This window comes from Parafrankia soli, assembly GCF_001854695.1.
In the GTDB taxonomy this organism is placed as follows: Bacteria; Actinomycetota; Actinomycetes; order Frankiales; family Frankiaceae; genus Parafrankia; species Parafrankia soli.
The window spans coordinates 60,850-76,079 of the sequence record NZ_MAXA01000158.1 but is presented as its reverse complement, the minus strand read 5'-3'; the positions used below and the strand labels follow the sequence as shown (position 1 = coordinate 76,079).

11 protein-coding genes are annotated in these 15,230 nt (G+C 74.7%); 5 read left to right on the top strand and 6 right to left on the bottom strand.

Going from position 1 to position 15,230, the window contains the following annotated elements; genetic code table 11:
- Positions 1-48 precede the first annotated feature (48 nt).
- Positions 49-2,139: an ABC transporter ATP-binding protein gene (locus tag BBK14_RS13820; RefSeq protein WP_071062568.1), complete on the top strand. Its 2,091-nt coding sequence runs from the start codon at positions 49-51 to the stop codon at positions 2,137-2,139.
- A gap of 7 nt (positions 2,140-2,146) precedes the next feature.
- On the opposite strand, the gene BBK14_RS38920 is transcribed toward BBK14_RS13820, so the two are convergent.
- Positions 2,147-2,326, bottom strand: coding sequence for a hypothetical protein (locus tag BBK14_RS38920; RefSeq protein ID WP_071062566.1), 180 nt, complete (start codon positions 2,324-2,326; stop codon positions 2,147-2,149).
- A gap of 283 nt (positions 2,327-2,609) precedes the next feature.
- Between BBK14_RS38920 and pyk the strand changes: the two genes are divergently transcribed.
- The gene (gene pyk / locus BBK14_RS13810; RefSeq protein ID WP_083390930.1) at positions 2,610-4,025 is read left to right on the top strand and encodes a pyruvate kinase; all 1,416 of its coding nucleotides are present in this window, start codon (positions 2,610-2,612) and stop codon (positions 4,023-4,025) included.
- A gap of 328 nt (positions 4,026-4,353) precedes the next feature.
- Here the strand turns inward: pyk and BBK14_RS13805 are convergent, their stop codons facing one another.
- Together BBK14_RS13805 and BBK14_RS13800 are read right to left on the bottom strand one after the other, a co-directional pair.
- On the bottom strand, positions 4,354-4,854 hold the full coding sequence (locus tag BBK14_RS13805) for a pyridoxamine 5'-phosphate oxidase family protein (protein ID WP_071062562.1): 501 nt from the start codon (positions 4,852-4,854) through the stop codon (positions 4,354-4,356).
- A 686-nt stretch (positions 4,855-5,540) separates the two neighbouring features.
- Complete coding sequence (locus tag BBK14_RS13800; protein WP_131802296.1) at positions 5,541-7,910, bottom strand: hypothetical protein; 2,370 nt, start codon at positions 7,908-7,910, stop codon at positions 5,541-5,543.
- Between BBK14_RS13800 and BBK14_RS13795 the strand changes: the two genes are divergently transcribed.
- Together BBK14_RS13795 and BBK14_RS13790 are read left to right on the top strand one after the other, a co-directional pair.
- The gene (locus BBK14_RS13795) at positions 7,909-8,868 is read left to right on the top strand and encodes a hypothetical protein (protein ID WP_131802294.1); all 960 of its coding nucleotides are present in this window, start codon (positions 7,909-7,911) and stop codon (positions 8,866-8,868) included. The genes BBK14_RS13800 and BBK14_RS13795 overlap by 2 nt on opposite strands.
- Positions 8,869-9,026: 158 nt before the next feature.
- Positions 9,027-9,926 carry a hypothetical protein gene (locus BBK14_RS13790; protein WP_071062643.1) on the top strand — a complete coding sequence of 300 codons (900 nt, stop codon included), beginning with the start codon at positions 9,027-9,029 and terminating at the stop codon, positions 9,924-9,926.
- A 506-nt stretch (positions 9,927-10,432) separates the two neighbouring features.
- Here BBK14_RS13790 and BBK14_RS13785 read toward each other — a convergent pair.
- Positions 10,433-11,068 carry a response regulator transcription factor gene (locus BBK14_RS13785; protein ID WP_071062556.1) on the bottom strand — a complete coding sequence of 212 codons (636 nt, stop codon included), beginning with the start codon at positions 11,066-11,068 and terminating at the stop codon, positions 10,433-10,435.
- 394 nt (positions 11,069-11,462) lie between these two features.
- A complete protein-coding gene (locus tag BBK14_RS13780; RefSeq protein ID WP_071062641.1) occupies positions 11,463-12,743 on the bottom strand; it encodes an aminotransferase class V-fold PLP-dependent enzyme in 1,281 nt (426 codons plus the stop codon).
- Between the two features lie 112 nt (positions 12,744-12,855).
- Here BBK14_RS13780 and BBK14_RS13775 point away from each other — a divergent pair, with 112 nt between their 5' ends.
- On the top strand, positions 12,856-13,863 hold the full coding sequence (locus tag BBK14_RS13775) for a 2-dehydropantoate 2-reductase (RefSeq protein WP_071062554.1): 1,008 nt from the start codon (positions 12,856-12,858) through the stop codon (positions 13,861-13,863).
- 3 nt (positions 13,864-13,866) lie between these two features.
- Here BBK14_RS13775 and BBK14_RS13770 read toward each other — a convergent pair whose 3' ends face one another.
- Complete coding sequence (locus BBK14_RS13770; protein ID WP_071062637.1) at positions 13,867-15,150, bottom strand: L-2-hydroxyglutarate oxidase; 1,284 nt, start codon at positions 15,148-15,150, stop codon at positions 13,867-13,869.
- Positions 15,151-15,230: the final 80 nt, after the last annotated feature.

Sequence of the window (15,230 nt, the reverse complement as noted above, 5' to 3'; positions counted from 1 at the left end):
TCGCTTACACCGTTACGTAGTAACACGTAGTGGTGCGTCGGAGGCTCCATGAGAACTGCGGTCGACAACTGGTCCACGATGCGCTCGTTCCAACGGGACCGCTCGGTGACGCGGGCCAGCCTGCGCCCGGGGACCGTCCGCCGCATCGTCGGCTTCGCCCGCCCCTACCGCCGGCTGCTCGCTGGTTTCGGCGTCCTCATCGTGCTCGGCGCGGCGACCGGCGCCGTCACCCCGCTGCTCTTCAAGGCGATCATCGACGATGGGATCGTGCCCGGCCGGGCCGGGGTCGTCCAGACGCTCGCCGGGGTGGTCGCGGCTCTCGCCGTCGGCGAGGCGCTGCTCGGGCTGGGTCAGCGCTGGTTCAGCGCCCGCATCGGCGAGGGCCTGATCTACGAGATGCGCTCGCAGGTGTTCGACCACGTGCAGCGCCAGCCGATCGCCTTCTTCACCCGCACCCAGACCGGCGCGCTCATCACCCGGCTGAACAACGACGTCCTCGGAGCGCAGTCCGCGTTCACGAACACGCTGTCCGCCGTGCTGTCCAACATCCTGTCGGTCGCCTTCGTCCTGATCGCGATGATCAGCCTGTCCTGGCAGATCACCGTGGTCGCGCTCGTGCTGCTGCCCGTGTTCGTCGTGCCGGCGCGCCTGCTCGCGCCCCGGCTGGCGGCGCTGACGCGGGAGAGCTACGGCCTCAACGCCGAGATGAACACGATGATGACCGAGCGGTTCAACGTCGCCGGGGCGATGCTCACCAAGCTCTACGGCGAGCCCGACCGTGAGGTGCGCACCTTCCGTCGCCGCGCCGGGCGGGTCCGTGACATCGGCGTGACCCAGGCGATGTACGGGCGGATCTTCTTCGTGTCCCTCACGCTGGTCGCCTCGCTGGCGACGGCGATCGTCTACGGCGTCGGCGGTACCTTCGCGGCCCGGGGCAGCCTCGAGGTCGGCACGATCGTCGCGCTCACCGCCTACCTCACCCGGCTCTACGGCCCGCTGACGCAGCTGTCCAACGTGCACGTGGACGTGATGACCGCACTGGTCTCGTTCGAGCGGGTCTTCGAGGTTCTCGACCTGCGGCCGGCGATCGAGGACGTGCCGGACGCCGTCGAGCTGCCGGCGGGGCCGGTGGCCGTCGAGTTCGACCATGTCGGATTCCGCTATCCGGCGGCGACCGAGGTGTCACTGGCCTCGCTGGAGTCCACGGCCGTGCTCGACAGCAGGACGCCGGAGCCGGTGCTGCACGACGTCACCTTCCGGGTGGGCCCCGGTGAGCTCGTGGCGCTCGTCGGCCCGTCCGGCGCGGGGAAGACCACCATCAGCCAACTCGTCGGACGGATGTACGACGCCCGGGACGGCGCGGTCCGGATCGGGGGGCTCGACGTCCGCGCGGTCAGCGGCCGCTCGCTGCGCGCGGCCGTCGGCGTGGTCACCCAGGACGCGCACCTGTTCCACGACACGATTCGGGCCAACCTGCTGTTCGCCCGGTCCGACGCGACGGAGGAGCGCATGTGGGCGGCGCTGGACGCGGCCCACATCGGCCGGGCGGTGCGCGACCTGCCCGACGGGCTGGACACGGTCGTCGGGGACCGTGGATACCGGCTCTCGGGCGGTGAGAAGCAGCGGCTGGCCATCGCCCGGCTGCTGCTCAAGGAGCCCGCCGTGGTCGTCCTGGACGAGGCCACCGCCCACCTGGACAGCGAGTCGGAGGCCGCGGTGCAGCGGGCGCTGACCGCGGCGCTGGCCGGGCGCACGTCGCTGGTGATCGCCCACCGGCTCTCGACCGTCCGGCGGGCCGACCGCATCCTCGTGGTCGACGGCGGGCGGATCGTCGAGAGCGGCACCCATGACGAGCTGATGGCCCTCGGCGGCCTCTACGCCGAGCTTCACCACACCCAGTTCGCCACGCAGGACGACGCCGGGACCGGCGGGCGGCCGGGTTCGCGGGCCGCCGCCGATGCCGCCGATACGGATGACGCTGCCGATACGGACGATGCTGCCGTCGTGGGAGAGGTGGGCGAGGCGGGTGCCCCGGCCGCCGCGGGGGTGACCGGGCCGCCGGCCGACTGGAGCTCCGGTGCCCGCGTCACCCTCGACCCGCCGAACGGCGGGGTGGCGGCCCTGCCGGCCGCGCGCTGACTGCCGCTCAGGCCGCCTGGGCGACGGAGGTCACACCGGCCGGGCCGGTCGGCGAACCGGTTGTCACGGATGCCGTGTCCAGTGACACGGTGTCCGTGGCTGCGGTGTCGGGCTCGAGGGCCTCGTGGGGCAGCGCGATGTCCACGTCGCCGGAAGGCCGCCGGTGAATTGCGGGATTGTTGGTCATGGCCGGGCTCCAGGTTGTTTCAGGGCGGTAACATGCCGCGGTCTGGACGTCCGGGATCGTGYGGCGCCGTTGCCAGCTTTCCCGTAACTGTCGCTTCACCCGCTCTTGCGGGTGGACCATGCGAAGGTACGCCTGCTGTGCCCTTGCGCGCAGCATGTGTCCGAACGCCCGGGTGCGAAACGGTCACAGAACCTCTCGGGACTAAGTGGCCCAGAACCGCCGGATCGAGTGTGTCACCAGGGCCCATGTCCTATCCCGGGCGTTCGTTACCTAGGCTTTGAYCGTGCCACGAAGAGCCAAGATAGTTTGCACCCTCGGCCCGGCCACCAACTCTCCCGAGATGGTCCGGGCCCTCGTCGACGCCGGAATGGACATTGCCCGGCTCAACTTTTCGCATGGAACGCACGAGCAGCACGCCGCTGCGTACGCCCTGGTGCGCGAGGCGGCCGCGGCCGCCGGCCGCAGCGTGGGGATCCTGGCCGACCTGCAGGGGCCGAAGATCCGCCTCGGTAGGTTCGCCGACGGCGGGGTCACCCTGCTGCCCGGGCAGCATTTCACCGTCACCATCCGTGACGTCCTGGGAGATCAGGAACAGGTCGGCACCACGTACCCGGGCCTGACCCGGGACGTCGCCGCCGGGGACACCATCCTCGTCGACGACGGCCGGCTGAACCTGCGGATCGACGGGGTCGAGGACACCGACGTCCGCACCACCGTCATGATCGGCGGCAAGGTCAGCGACAACAAGGGGATGAACATCCCGAGCGCCGCGCTGACGGTGCCGGCGCTGTCCGAGAAGGACGCCGACGACCTGCGCTTCGCGCTCGAGCTCGGCGTCGACATGATCGCGCTGTCGTTCGTCCGGTCCGCCGAGGACTACGCGGCCGTCCGCTCGATCATGGACGAGGTCGGGATCCGGGTTCCCGTCCTCGCGAAGATCGAGAAGCCGCAGGCCGTCGACGAGCTCGACGGGATCATCGAGGCCTTCGACGGCCTCATGATCGCCCGCGGTGACCTCGGTGTCGAGCTGCCGCTCGAGGACGTCCCCCTCGTCCAGAAGCGGGCCGTGAGCCAGGCGCGTGAGCGGGCCAAGCCGGTCATCGTCGCCACCCAGGTGCTCGAGTCGATGGTGAGCGCGCCCCGGCCGACCCGCGCGGAGGCGAGCGACTGCGCCAACGCCGTGCTGGACGGCGCCGACGCGATCATGCTTTCGGCCGAGACCAGTGTCGGGGCGTACCCGGTCGAGTCGGCCGCGACCATGGCGCGGATCATCGARACCGCCGAGGCGGATCTCGGCCGCATCCCCCCGCTGCGGACCCCGCCGCGCACCCTCGGCGGCGCGATCGCCCAGGCGGCGGTGAGTGTCGGGGAGGCGGTCGGTGCCCGCTACCTGGTGGCCCACACCCTCAGCGGGGACACCGCCCGGCGGCTGATCCGATACCGCAGCTCGGTGCCCGTCCTCGCCTTCACCCCCATCCCCGGCGTGCGCAGCCAGATGGCGTTGCTGTGGGGTGTGGAGACGGTGCTGGTGCCGTTCGCGGAGAGCACCGACGAGATGGTCAGGCAGGTCGACACGGCCCTGCAGCAGATCGGGCACTGCCGGCCGGGCGAGCTGGTGGTCGTCGTCGCCGGTACTCCGCCGGGTGTCGCCGGCATGACCAACATGATGCGGGTGCACCGCATCGGTGAGGCGGTCTGACCGGGCCCGCGGGCCCGTGCCCGCCGCGGGAGTGCCGCCGCCGGTCGCCCGCGATCGGTGGCCCGTGGCGGGCTGGAACGGCACGATCGTGGTGGCGCCGGCCGTGGCGGAGCGAACAGCGCCGGGCCACCGGGCTTCGACCCGGTGGCCCGCGGCCGCCCGCCACCCCATTTCCCGCGCTGCACCTTCGGTGCCGGGTACGACGACAACTGCTGAGCGGCGAGCTTGCGGCCGCGGGCCGCCGCGGTGCGGGACGAGCCGTGGTCGGGGACGAGCTGCCAGCTGGGACGAGCTGTCAAGCTGCCGGCTGGGACGAGCTGCCGTCCGGTCAGCCCGCCCGGGCGAAGTCGATGACGCGCCGGGGGTCGTCCGGATGGTTGATCTCGTCGAAGAGGATCCAGCGGTCGACCCGGATCTCGTAGAGCCGGTGGGCGTTACCGTCCGCCAGCATCATCTCCACGTTCGCCAGCTCGCTGCCCTGCGGCCACCGCCCGTGATAGATCGGCAGCAGTGCGTCGGCCTCCGCCACCGGTACCTCCTCCGCGGTACCGGCGAAGCTCACGCCCTGGACCTCCTGGCCCAGCCCGTCGAGCTCGATGGTGACGATCGCGCCGGCCACCCGACGATCGGCTCTGATGTTCCTGCAGTGGGTGCGGTCGGGCCTGGAGATGAAGAACAGACGGTCCGGTTCGAACGAGCTCGCGTACCAGAGGTTGCAGACGGCGGGCTCGCCGCCACCCGCCAACGTCGCGATCTGCATCACTTTGCCGTCGCGAACGTAGTTCCGGGTCACGGACAGGTCCGTCGAGACGGCCTTGGACGTCGACACGGGAATCCTCCCAATCATCGGGTGTGGGCCGTGCAGCGTGAACAGCGTGCCCGGCTGGCGGGCGGCCGGTGGCTCCGCCGGCTGCCGGACGCCCGGGCGTGGTTCCGGAAAATGCCCTCGATCGTCATTTCGCGGGGGGAGGAACGATCGACCCGGCGCTTTGCGTGGAGCGCGCCGACCAGCACCGGTATCGCGCGAGGGGTTCTCCCCCCGATACCCGGTTGGGACGCGGTTCGCGGATCGAAAGCAGGATTCAGAACAGGCTCCTGAGGAACTGGGAGCTCGGGCGCGTCGACCACGCCTGTCGCCTGGCAGGGACACACTGTGCGGGTATGGTAGCCGAGGCCTGAGTGACACTGCTGTGTGTAATAGGTCCTGCGCGTCGGGCCGTGTGGCCGTGCCAGTGGTGACGCCGCGTTCCCACCCCGCGCCGCCCGCTCCGGCGGAAAGCCTGTGTACGGGCACGGGCACGGGYACAGGTACGGGTACGCAAGTGGGTCGCCGCGCGGGCGCGGGGTTGTCCCGCGCGATCCCATCCGTTACCGTCGGCGCGCGCGACCAGCGGCTCCACGACGGCGCCGTCCGGGCGCGACCGCGAAGCACGTCTCCGGCGTGTCATCCGTGCCGCTTCGCGCGGGTCGATTCGACCGGCCCCGCCCGCGCATGCCTGGGCGAAGTAGGACGATTCACCCGGGCCGCCTTCCGTTGGTCAGAGCACGGACGGATACCGTCGCCCGGTTCGCCGGTAGCCCGTCAGGGCACCGGATGGAAGCGCTGCGCGTCAGGAGTGAGTGCATGGCCGACCAGGGCGACCCGGCCGAGAAGCCGGTGCCCGCCGCGGAGCCGCCGGGTGAGCGTGGCCGATCCGGCGGTCCCCGCCCGGGCGGCCCGCCCGCGTTCGCTTCCGCTCCAGCCCCCGACCGCCAACCGGCCGACCGCGGACGCGCCGAGGGCCCGGCTGACCGCCAGCCCGCCGACCGCGGACCGGGATCCGGCGATCGGCGCCCGCCTGCACCGGGGCGTGACTCGGCGCCGGAGCGCGGCGGACGGCCGGGAGCCGCACCGCCGCCTCCGGCGAACCCGTCCCGCCCGGTGGCGCCGACCCGCCCCGGTGTGCGCCCACCACCTCGCGACGGGACGTCCGCCCGCGGCGGGACGCAGCCGGCATCGCCCCAGGCGGCACCGCCGGCACGGCCAGGCACGCCCGAGAAGCCATCGGTACCCGGTAGCCCGGTACCCACCACACACGCGGGACCCGCGACGCCGGTGAAGCCCATGGGACCGGCCAAGCCCGGTGAGCCGGCGGCGCCTGCCGGGCCGGTGAAGCCCGCGGCGCCGGTCAGGCCCGCGATGCCGCCTCCTCCACCAAGATCACCCGCGCGCCCGCCTTCGTCCGGGCCCGCCGGCCAGGGCATGGCGGCGCGGCCGGCGGCTGGCACGAAACCGTCCGGCCCGGCCACGCCTGCCACGTCGGCAGCCTCGTCGGCGTCGGCCACATCAGCGGCGCCGCCGGCCAGGCCTGCGGCCACGACGCCGGCGACGCCGCACGCCGCGACGAAGCCGCCCACCACGTCCGCGGGCCAGGAGAAGTCGCGGGCGTCCGCCAAGCCGGCCGCACCGGAACCGACGTCGAAGAATCCACGACCACAGAGCGCAGGGCCACAAGGCGCAGGGACACAGGGCGCAGGGACGCAAAGCCCGGCGTCGCAAAGCCTGGCGTCGCAGAGCCCGGGGCCGCGGAATGCGGCGCCGGCGAACCCAGGATCGACTCGGCCGCCGGGTTCCGGGAAGCCGGCGACGCCGGCCTCGGCGCCGAGCACCGGGAGGCCGGCCTCGGCGCCGGGTGCGGGGAGGCCGGCCTCGACGTCGAAGCCCGGCTCGCCCGCGCCCTCCTCCGGCACCTCGCCGTCTTCTGGCGCCACGCCGTCCTCCGGTTCCGCGGCGCCCGGTTCCGCGCGGTCCGCGTGGCCCTCGCCGCTGCGGCCGGCGTCCCCGGCGGCGGGATCGGTGAACCGCCCCGAGACGTTGCGTCCCCCTCCCGCTCCGGCGACGGGTGCCGGCCGCGGGCAGCCCGGCTCCGGCCCGGAATCACCCCCGGCGCGGGACGCCCTGCGCCCGTACCAGGGACAGCCGGCACCGGCTGCCCGGCGGGCCCCGGCGGTTCCGCGGAACACCGGGACGGGTGCGCCGAACCAGCCGGCACAGCCGGGCGGGCAGCCCGGCGCGGCTCCGGACCGCTCGAGTCCGCCCGGTGCCAGAGAACCATCGGCCCGCGCCGCGGCGGGGACGTCCGCGCCTTCGACGGACCAGACGACCCCGCCGGCGCCGGCGGACCGGGCCACCGGCGGGCCGGACGAGGACCAGCGTCCCCGGCCGCTGTTCGCTCCGCGCCCGTCCGCTACAACTACAACGCCGTCGTCCCGATCGCTTCGGCCGACGCCACCGACTCCGCCCACATGGCACACGGCACCGGGGAGCCAGGCGCGGTCGGCTGATCCGTCCGCGCGTTCGGGCTCGCCGGCCTCTCCGGTGGCGCCGACGTGGCGGTCCAGCCCGGCGCCGGCCCGGACGCCGGGCGAGGACCGCCCGACGTGGTTCGAGCGGGCGTCGGCGGGCGCGACGGATTCCCCCGAGGCGGCCGGTGGCGGTTCCGACCAGCCCGCGGCGCCGCTCGGGGACCGGCGGCCATCGACATCCTCGGCATCGACAGGCACGGCGTCGGGCGCGGCGCCGTCCACCGCCGTGCCCTCCTCGCCGGCCGCGCCGCCAAAGTCCGCCGCGCCGCCAAAGTCCGCCGCGCCGCAGTCCGCCACGTCGCAGAGCGCGGCGCCGTCACAGTCGGTCGCGTCGCGGTCCACGGCACCATCGCGGTCCGCGGCAGCCGCGGCGCCCGCCGGTGCGCCCGAGTCGGCCAGGCCGACCGGGACCGCGYGGTCCGCCGGATCGGGCGGTGGCGGTGCGCGGTCCGCTCGCGCGACATCCGCGACGCCGACGGCGAAGCCCACCCACACGGAACCGTCCACGACCGCCCGCGAGGCCCTCGATCCGCCGACCATGCGGGTGGACCTGCGCCGCATGGCCGGCCGGCGGCCCACATCGGGGCCGGACGCGGAGTCGAGCGCCCCTGCCGTGCCCGAGCAGCAGACGGGCGGGCGGACGTTCGACGCGGACCCGGGCATCCCGCCGGACTCGCCCCCCACCACGGGCTTCGTGCGTCCCGCGACCGGCCGCGGCGCCGAGCCGGCGACCCGACCGGACCCGGCGCCGGGCACGGCCGACCCGGGGCGGCCCGCGGAGCCGGGACGACCGGACGATCCCGGCCGGTCCGCCGATCCGGCGTGGACACCCGACGCCGCGCCGCATCGGACCTCGGACACGACCGGGCGCGGGCAGCCGTCCGCGGGGGAGCGTGCGGCGACCGATCGGCAACGACCGGCGGAGCCCCGGCCGGCGGCCCCGAGCCCCGGCCCGGCCGCGGACTCCGGCCCGGCGGTGGATCCGGTGGAGGATCCGGGGAACCGTGCCGGGCAGACCCGCCGCGAGCACCGCACCGCCGCCGCGCCGATGGCGGTGCGCGGTCGCCGGGACATGGCCCTCCTCGCGCTCGGCGGGGCGGTGGCGGCGGTGGCCGCCTTCCTCCCCTGGAGCACGTTGACGAGCGGGGACGAGACCCGCACGTTCACCGGCATCACCGTCGGTGACGGGCGCCTGACGCTCGTCACCGGGCTGGTGATGGCCCTGATCGGCCTGGCGTCGCTGCGCGGCCGTGGCCGCCGGGCGGGCCGGACCGGCCCCGCCCGCCCGGCGGCCGATCTCCTCGTCGCGAGGGCGTCGGCGCTGCTGCTCGTGATCGTCTCCGGGTTCGATCTCGCGCTGGGACCGCCGTCCCTGTCGTCCTTTCGGGCCATCTCCGCCGATGTGATAGCCGTCCGGCCGCAGATCGGCGTGGTCGTGACTCTGGTGGCCGGGCTCGTGGCGCTGGTCGCGGTGGCGCGCCCGCGGTCCGGGCGGTAGCGGCCCAGCTGACCGGCCATGCGCGGCCGGCAGCGGCGCCGTTGCGCCCGCCGAGGAGACCACGTCGTCCGCGACCGGGACTCGAACATGTGTTCTATCGTGGGTGACATGGGGAACGTGAGGTGCCCAGCGGGCCGTGTGCCGTTGCGATGGGCGGCATGCGGCCGCTGTCCGCGCGTGGTACCACCGTCACGGGGCGCGGGGAGGCCGGGCCCGTCCGCCGGCCCGACCGGCACCAGGGCTTCGGTGGTGGACGGCGGGAGGACCGGGTGGGCGAGCATCGGCAGCGGAGCCCGTGGGCCCGTCCGTCCGGCGGCGAGAACGTCACGCCGGACGACAGATCACGGGTCGACGCGGGCCTGGCGGCCTGGCGGGCCGCGGCAGAGGCCACCGCCGATCCCCGCTGGGGCAGGCCGTCGGCCGAGCCGGAGGCTGGGCGAGCCGTGGTGGTCTGGGGCCGGTGGGCCGCGGGTGAGACATCGCCAGGCGTCCCGGCGAGCAACGGCGCCGAGACCGTCCCTCGGGCCGCTGATGTCGTGGACGCCGCCTGGCCGGGAGCGTCCGGCCCGGGGCCGGTGGGCCCGGAGGCCGCCGCCCCGGCGCGCTCACTGCGGCGCCTGCTGGCGATCCTCTGCCCGCCGCTGGTGGTCCTGGCCGGGGGCGCGGCGGTCATCGGCTCGACGATGACGTGGGCCACGGTGCGCGCGTTCGGCATCGTGGAGTTCGCCATCCACGGCACGGATCCCGACCAGCACGGCCAGCTCACGATGCTGCTCGGGATCCTCGCGATGGTGGCGGGCCTGCTGCTGGCGGGGCGGCGTGTCGACTGGGGCCGCATGCTCGCCGTGATCGCGGGCCTCATGCTGATCCTCACGGCCGTCGTCGACGTCGCCCGCTTCCGCCGAGGCGGCCTGCTCTCCGGGACGGGTTTCGACGCAACTACCGACCTCGGTCCCGGCCTGTGGGTGATCAGCTTCAGCGGGGTGGTGCTGGTCCTCGTCGGTGTGCTCGTGCGCTACACCCCACTGGCCCGCCCCGCGGCGATCACGGAGGACTGACCGCCCCAGCGGCGGTCCGGATCAGGTGCGCGGCTGCGGGTTCACCCCCAGCTGGCTGACCCCCGTACGGGGGTCAGCCCGAGGATGTCTTTGGGGTCATGACGGAATAGCCCCGTCTTGGCAGACTCTGTGACGGCACAGCAGGTGACGGGGGGTGGGACGTTCGGACCGGGGGGACCGGCGTCCGATCACACCCGCTGGCCCGAAGCGCGCGTTCCATCGGGCAGGGGCGGCGCGAGGCGTGCGCCGGACGCGGGGATCCGGCGTGCGCCGGGCAGTGGGCACCGGCCGCCCGGGCCGGTGCCCACTGCGCCCGGCCCACAGGTGCGCGGGCCCGTCCTGCCGGTGGGGCTGTGGGGTCGTGGCAGCAGGGTTGCTCCCCGCGTGGCACAGGGCGCGTCGGGATGGGGTGTCGGCGCTCGGAGGGAGACCGTCTGGTCGAGCGATTCGTCGCGAGTGCGCTGGGATGCGAGTGGTCTGAGGGTGCGGCACGTGGGCGGCTCCGGTCAGTCGAGGTGGCCGTCCTCCTTCGCGCGCTTGTAGAGATCGATCTTGGTGTCGGCGTGGCGGCCGGCTTTGCGGTATTTCACCCGCACCCGCTCGATGTACTGCTTCGCGGTCTCCGGGGAGACGGTCATCTTGCGGGCGACGGTCTTGAGCGGCATACCGGTCGCGTAGAGGCGCAGGGCCTCCAGCTCCTTGAGCGACAGCGTCGGCCGGTCGGGCGCCTCGTCGGTCAGGAGCATGAACGCCAACTGGGGTGAGACCCAGCCGGTCCCCGCCCCGGCCGCGCGGATCGCGGTGGCCAGCTCGCCAACGTCGTCGGTCTTGGTGACGAAGCCACCGGCGCCCGCGCGCATCGCGCCGCGGACGGCCTTGGGGTCGCCGAGCGCGCTGAAGACGATCACCGAGGCGCCGATGCCGGTGAGTTGCCGGATGTTGTCGGGTGCCTCCGAGCCGTCGCCGAGGTCGAGGTCGAGCAGGACGACGTCTGCCTTCCGGCCCGGGCCGGCCAGCAGTTCGGCGATCGACGTCGCCGTGGCAAGAAGGGTGAGGCCGTCGAGCCCTTCGATGACGTCGGCGAGGCCGCGGAGCACGATGGGGTGGTCGTCGACAGCGGCAACCGAGATGAGCCTGCTCACCGCGTGGTCGACTCCCGCTGCGTTGCGCTGTGGGTCACGTCGCTCCCGTTCTGCCCGCCGTCGGGCATACGCGTGACGTGTCCGTTCCCCCACCGGAACGCCACCGGACACCTTGCCTGCAACGCAGCTATTTCAGCAGACCGGCACCTGGCGTTACCAACAGGTTCCCGGACGCATCAGGTCCGACGGGCATTCCGGTCCAGTTCGGTGACCGACCGTGCCGTCCGCGACCGGGCGGTGGCGGGTCTCGGGGCGGGCGTCGCACCGGAGAAGCAGCGCTGGGCCGATCATTGCCGTCTCGCCTACCAGCCGATCTTACGGGTGGCTCGAATTCGACTACGGACCGTGGGCGGCGGGCGTTGTGGTAGCTGTCGGTGGCCGCGAGCGCGGCCCGTCACGGCCCCGGGCGGCCCCACCTGTCGAGGGCCTCGGCGAGCTGCTCGATCTCCGCGGGGCTGCTGTAGACGTGCGTGCTCGCCCGCAGCACCGGTGCGGTCAGCTCGGGTGCCCGGCCGGCCGGGATCGGGCTGGTCAGGATCCGGGCCTCGACGTACAGCGCCCGGCAGACCGCCAGCGAATCGACACCGGCCGGTGGGCGCAGGGTCACGATGCCGGTGGGGGAGTCGGCCTCCTCGCCGAGGCGCCAGCCGGCGACTCCGTCGAGGGTGCGGCGCGCGTGCCGGGCGAGGGCGGTGATCCGGTCGCGCATGGCGCCGAGGTCCTCGGCCAGCAGCTCGGTCAGCGCGGTGGCCAGCCCGACCCGGCTCGCCACCGCCGCCTCGCCGACCGCCATCCGGGACGGGCCCGGCAGCGGTCGCGCGGGCAGAGCGGGATGGGCCCGCAGGTCGTGGGGGTGGGCCGAGTGGAGGCTGGGCGCCCCGGGGCCGAGGCGGTCGACGACGTCCGGGCGCACCGCGGTGAAGCCCGCGCCGCGGGGGCCACACAGCCACTTGCGTGAGGTACCGACGTAGGCGGCCGCCCCGATGCCGGCGAGGTCGACCTGGCCGAGCGACTGGGCCACGTCGAGGATCAGGTCGACGCCCGTGGCGGCGCAGCGGGCCGCCATCTCCGCCGCGGGCTGCGCGACGCCGCGCTGGCTCGGGACGTGCGGGAATGTCACCAGGGCGAGGTCCTCGAGGCGGGCCGGGCCGGGCACGCGGTCGAGGCGGTCGAGGTCGATGCGGCCCAGCGGGTCCACCGGGAGCTCGACCAGCTCCAGGCCGTCGCGGGCCGCGCGGGTCGCCAGCAGCAGCAGGTTCGACCCGTACTCCCCGGGCACGACGCCGACGCGGGAACCGGGGGGCAGTGGCCAGGCGGCCAGGAGCGCGGCGAATCCGGTGCTGGCGGAATGCTGGAAGACCACGTCGTCGGCGATGAGCCCGGGGCCCAGCAGCGTCGCGAGCCGGGCCCGCGCGCCGGCGAGGACCTCCGCGGCCTCCATCTCGGCGATGTAGGCGCCCACCAGGTTCTCCTGGCGGAGGTGGTCGGTCTGGTCGGTGACGGTCGCGATGCTCGGCCGGGCGGCCGCGGCGGCGTCCAGGTGGACGACGCCCGCCCGCGCCCGCGCCGCGCGCCAGCGACGGCCGATCTCGGGTTCCGGAACGACGGCGTGCCCGCGGCTCAGGCGGGCCCGGTCGGCATCGAGGGCGGGGATCGTCCTCCGGTGCGGTTCCATGTGGTCAGCGTCGCAGCTGCCCGGCCGGTCCGGGCCGGATCCGGTCGCCAGGCACCGGACGGGTGAGCCCCGACCGGTCGGCGGACCCGCGAGATGGTGGCAGGCTCTGCGCATGGACGTCGTGCCCGCGCGGGACGCCGCGGTGCTCCAGGGGCGGGTGCTCCCGCCCGGCCCGTCCGGTACGCGTGGCGCGGCGGCGGGGCGGCGCCGGGTCGCGGTCGTCGGTGCCGGCGCGGTGGGCGGGTACTTCGCCGCGCGCGCGGCCGAGGCCGGTGCCGAGGTGCTCCTCTGCGTGCGCGGCGGCGGCTTCGACCGCCTGCGCATCGTCCGGGCCGGCCCCGCGGCCGGCGGAGGCGTCACCGAGCTGCGGCTGCCGGTGGTTCGCGACCCCGCCGATCTCGGCGGGCCGGTGGACTGGATCGTGCTGGCCACGAAGGCCCATCAGACCCCGGCCGCGATGGGATGGCTGCGTGCCGGCCTGGGAGCAGGGACCGGAGTGGTGGTCGCGCAGAACGGGGTCGACCACGCCGAGCGGGTCAGCCCACCCGTCCCGCGTGACGCCGTCCTGCCGGCGGTGGTGTACCTCAATGCCGAGCTGGAGCGGCCGGGTGTGGTCCGGCATCTGGCCTACGGGGTGCTGCAGGTGCCCGACGGCCCGCTGGGCGAGCGCTTCGCCGGGGTGCTGCCGCCCGGCGACGTCCGGCTCGTCCCCGACTTCGCCACGGCCGCCTGGTCGAAGCTGCTCAGCAACAGCGCGGCGAACTCGCTGACGGCGCTGACGGCACGCGGTCTCGAGGTGCTCGCCCGCCCGGATGTCGGCGAGCTCGCGCTGGCGGTCATGCGGGAGACCGCCTCGGTGGCCCGGGCCGCCGGCGCACGCATAGCCGCGGACGCCCCGGAGCGCACGCTCGCCCGGCTGGGCCACCAGCCGCCCGGCGCGGGGACGTCCATGCTGCGTGACCGGCTGGCGGGCCGCCCGCTGGAGCACGACGCGCTGCTCGGAGCGGTCGTCCGGACGGGCGGGCGGCTCGGGGTGCCCACGCCGACCTGCGCCGTGCTGCTCCCCGTGCTCGCCGCCCTCAGCGCCAGCCCTGCCGTGGGACCGGGTGGGACGCCCTGACGGTCAGGACGTGCGTTCGGGTACCGCGTCGGCGACGATGTGCTCCGCGATCGCCAGCGACGCGGTCGCACCCGGGGACGGGGCGTTGCGCACGTGGACGACCCGTCCGCGCACGGCGAGGACGAAGTCGTCGACCAGGCTGCCGTCCCGCGCGACCGCCTGGGCCCGCACTCCCGCCGGGCCCCGCACGACGTCCGCGGTGCGCAGCTCGGGGACGTAGCGTCGGGCCTCGGCGACGAACGCGCGCCTGCTGGCGGTGCGCAGTATCTCCTTGGCGCCGGTGCGCCAGTGCGTCTTAGCCATCTTCTGGAAGCCCGGCCAGGACAGGGTCTGCCGCAGGTCACCCCGGTCGACGGTGCCCACCGTGTAGCCCTCGCGGGCGGTGGCGAGCACGGCGTTGGGGCCGACGAGGATCTCCCCGTCCACCCGCTTGGTGAGGTGGATGCCCAGGAACGGGTAGCGCGGGTCGGGCACCGGGTAGATCAGGCCACGGACGAGGTCGCGCCGATCGGGGCGCAGCAGCCAGTAGTCGCCGCGGAACGGGATGATCCGCGGCGAGCTGTCCTCTCCGGTGAGCGCGGCGACCTCGTCGGAGTGCAGGCCGGCGCAGGAGATCAGCCGGTCGAACGGGCCGACCGACTCCGACACCACCCGGACCGTCCCGCCGTCGACCGCCGCCGTGTGGTGGTTCCCGTTCGGCGCGACCGGCGCGGAGCCGCGCACCCGCAGCCGCAGCCGGACGCCCGCCGGGCCGTCGTCCACGCCGATCACCTCGGCGCCGGTGCGCACCGCGCCGCCCGCGTCCAGGATGTCCGCGCGCAGCGCCCGGGCGACGGCCGGGTAGTCCACGATCGCCGTGGTCGGGGAGTGCAGCGCGGCGACCCCGCGGGCGTGCGGCTCGATCGTGCGCAGCTCGGTGGCGTCGAGCATGCGGGTGTCGGGCACGCCGTTGGCCGTCGCCCGCTGCGCGATGTCGTCGAGCCGGCCCAGCTCGCTGTCGTCGACGGCCACGACGACCTTGCCGCACTCCTCGTAGCGGATGCCGCGGGCCTCGCAGTACTCGCGCAGCAGGCCGACGCCGCGGCGGCACAGCGTCGCCTTCAGCGAGCCCGGCTTGTAGTAGAGGCCCGCGTGAACGACGCCGCTGTTGCGCCCCGTCTGGTGCTGGGCGACGTCATGCTCCTTCTCGAACACGGTGACCGTCGATCCGGGCACGACCCGCCCGAGCCTGCGTGCCACCGCGAGCCCGAGGATCCCGCCGCCGATGACCGCGATCCGCTCCGCCACCCGTGCCGCCTCCACTCGTCCATCCGTCACCGCCCGGCGGCGCCATGAGCCACCGGTCCGGGTGGGTCCCCGTCACGGAC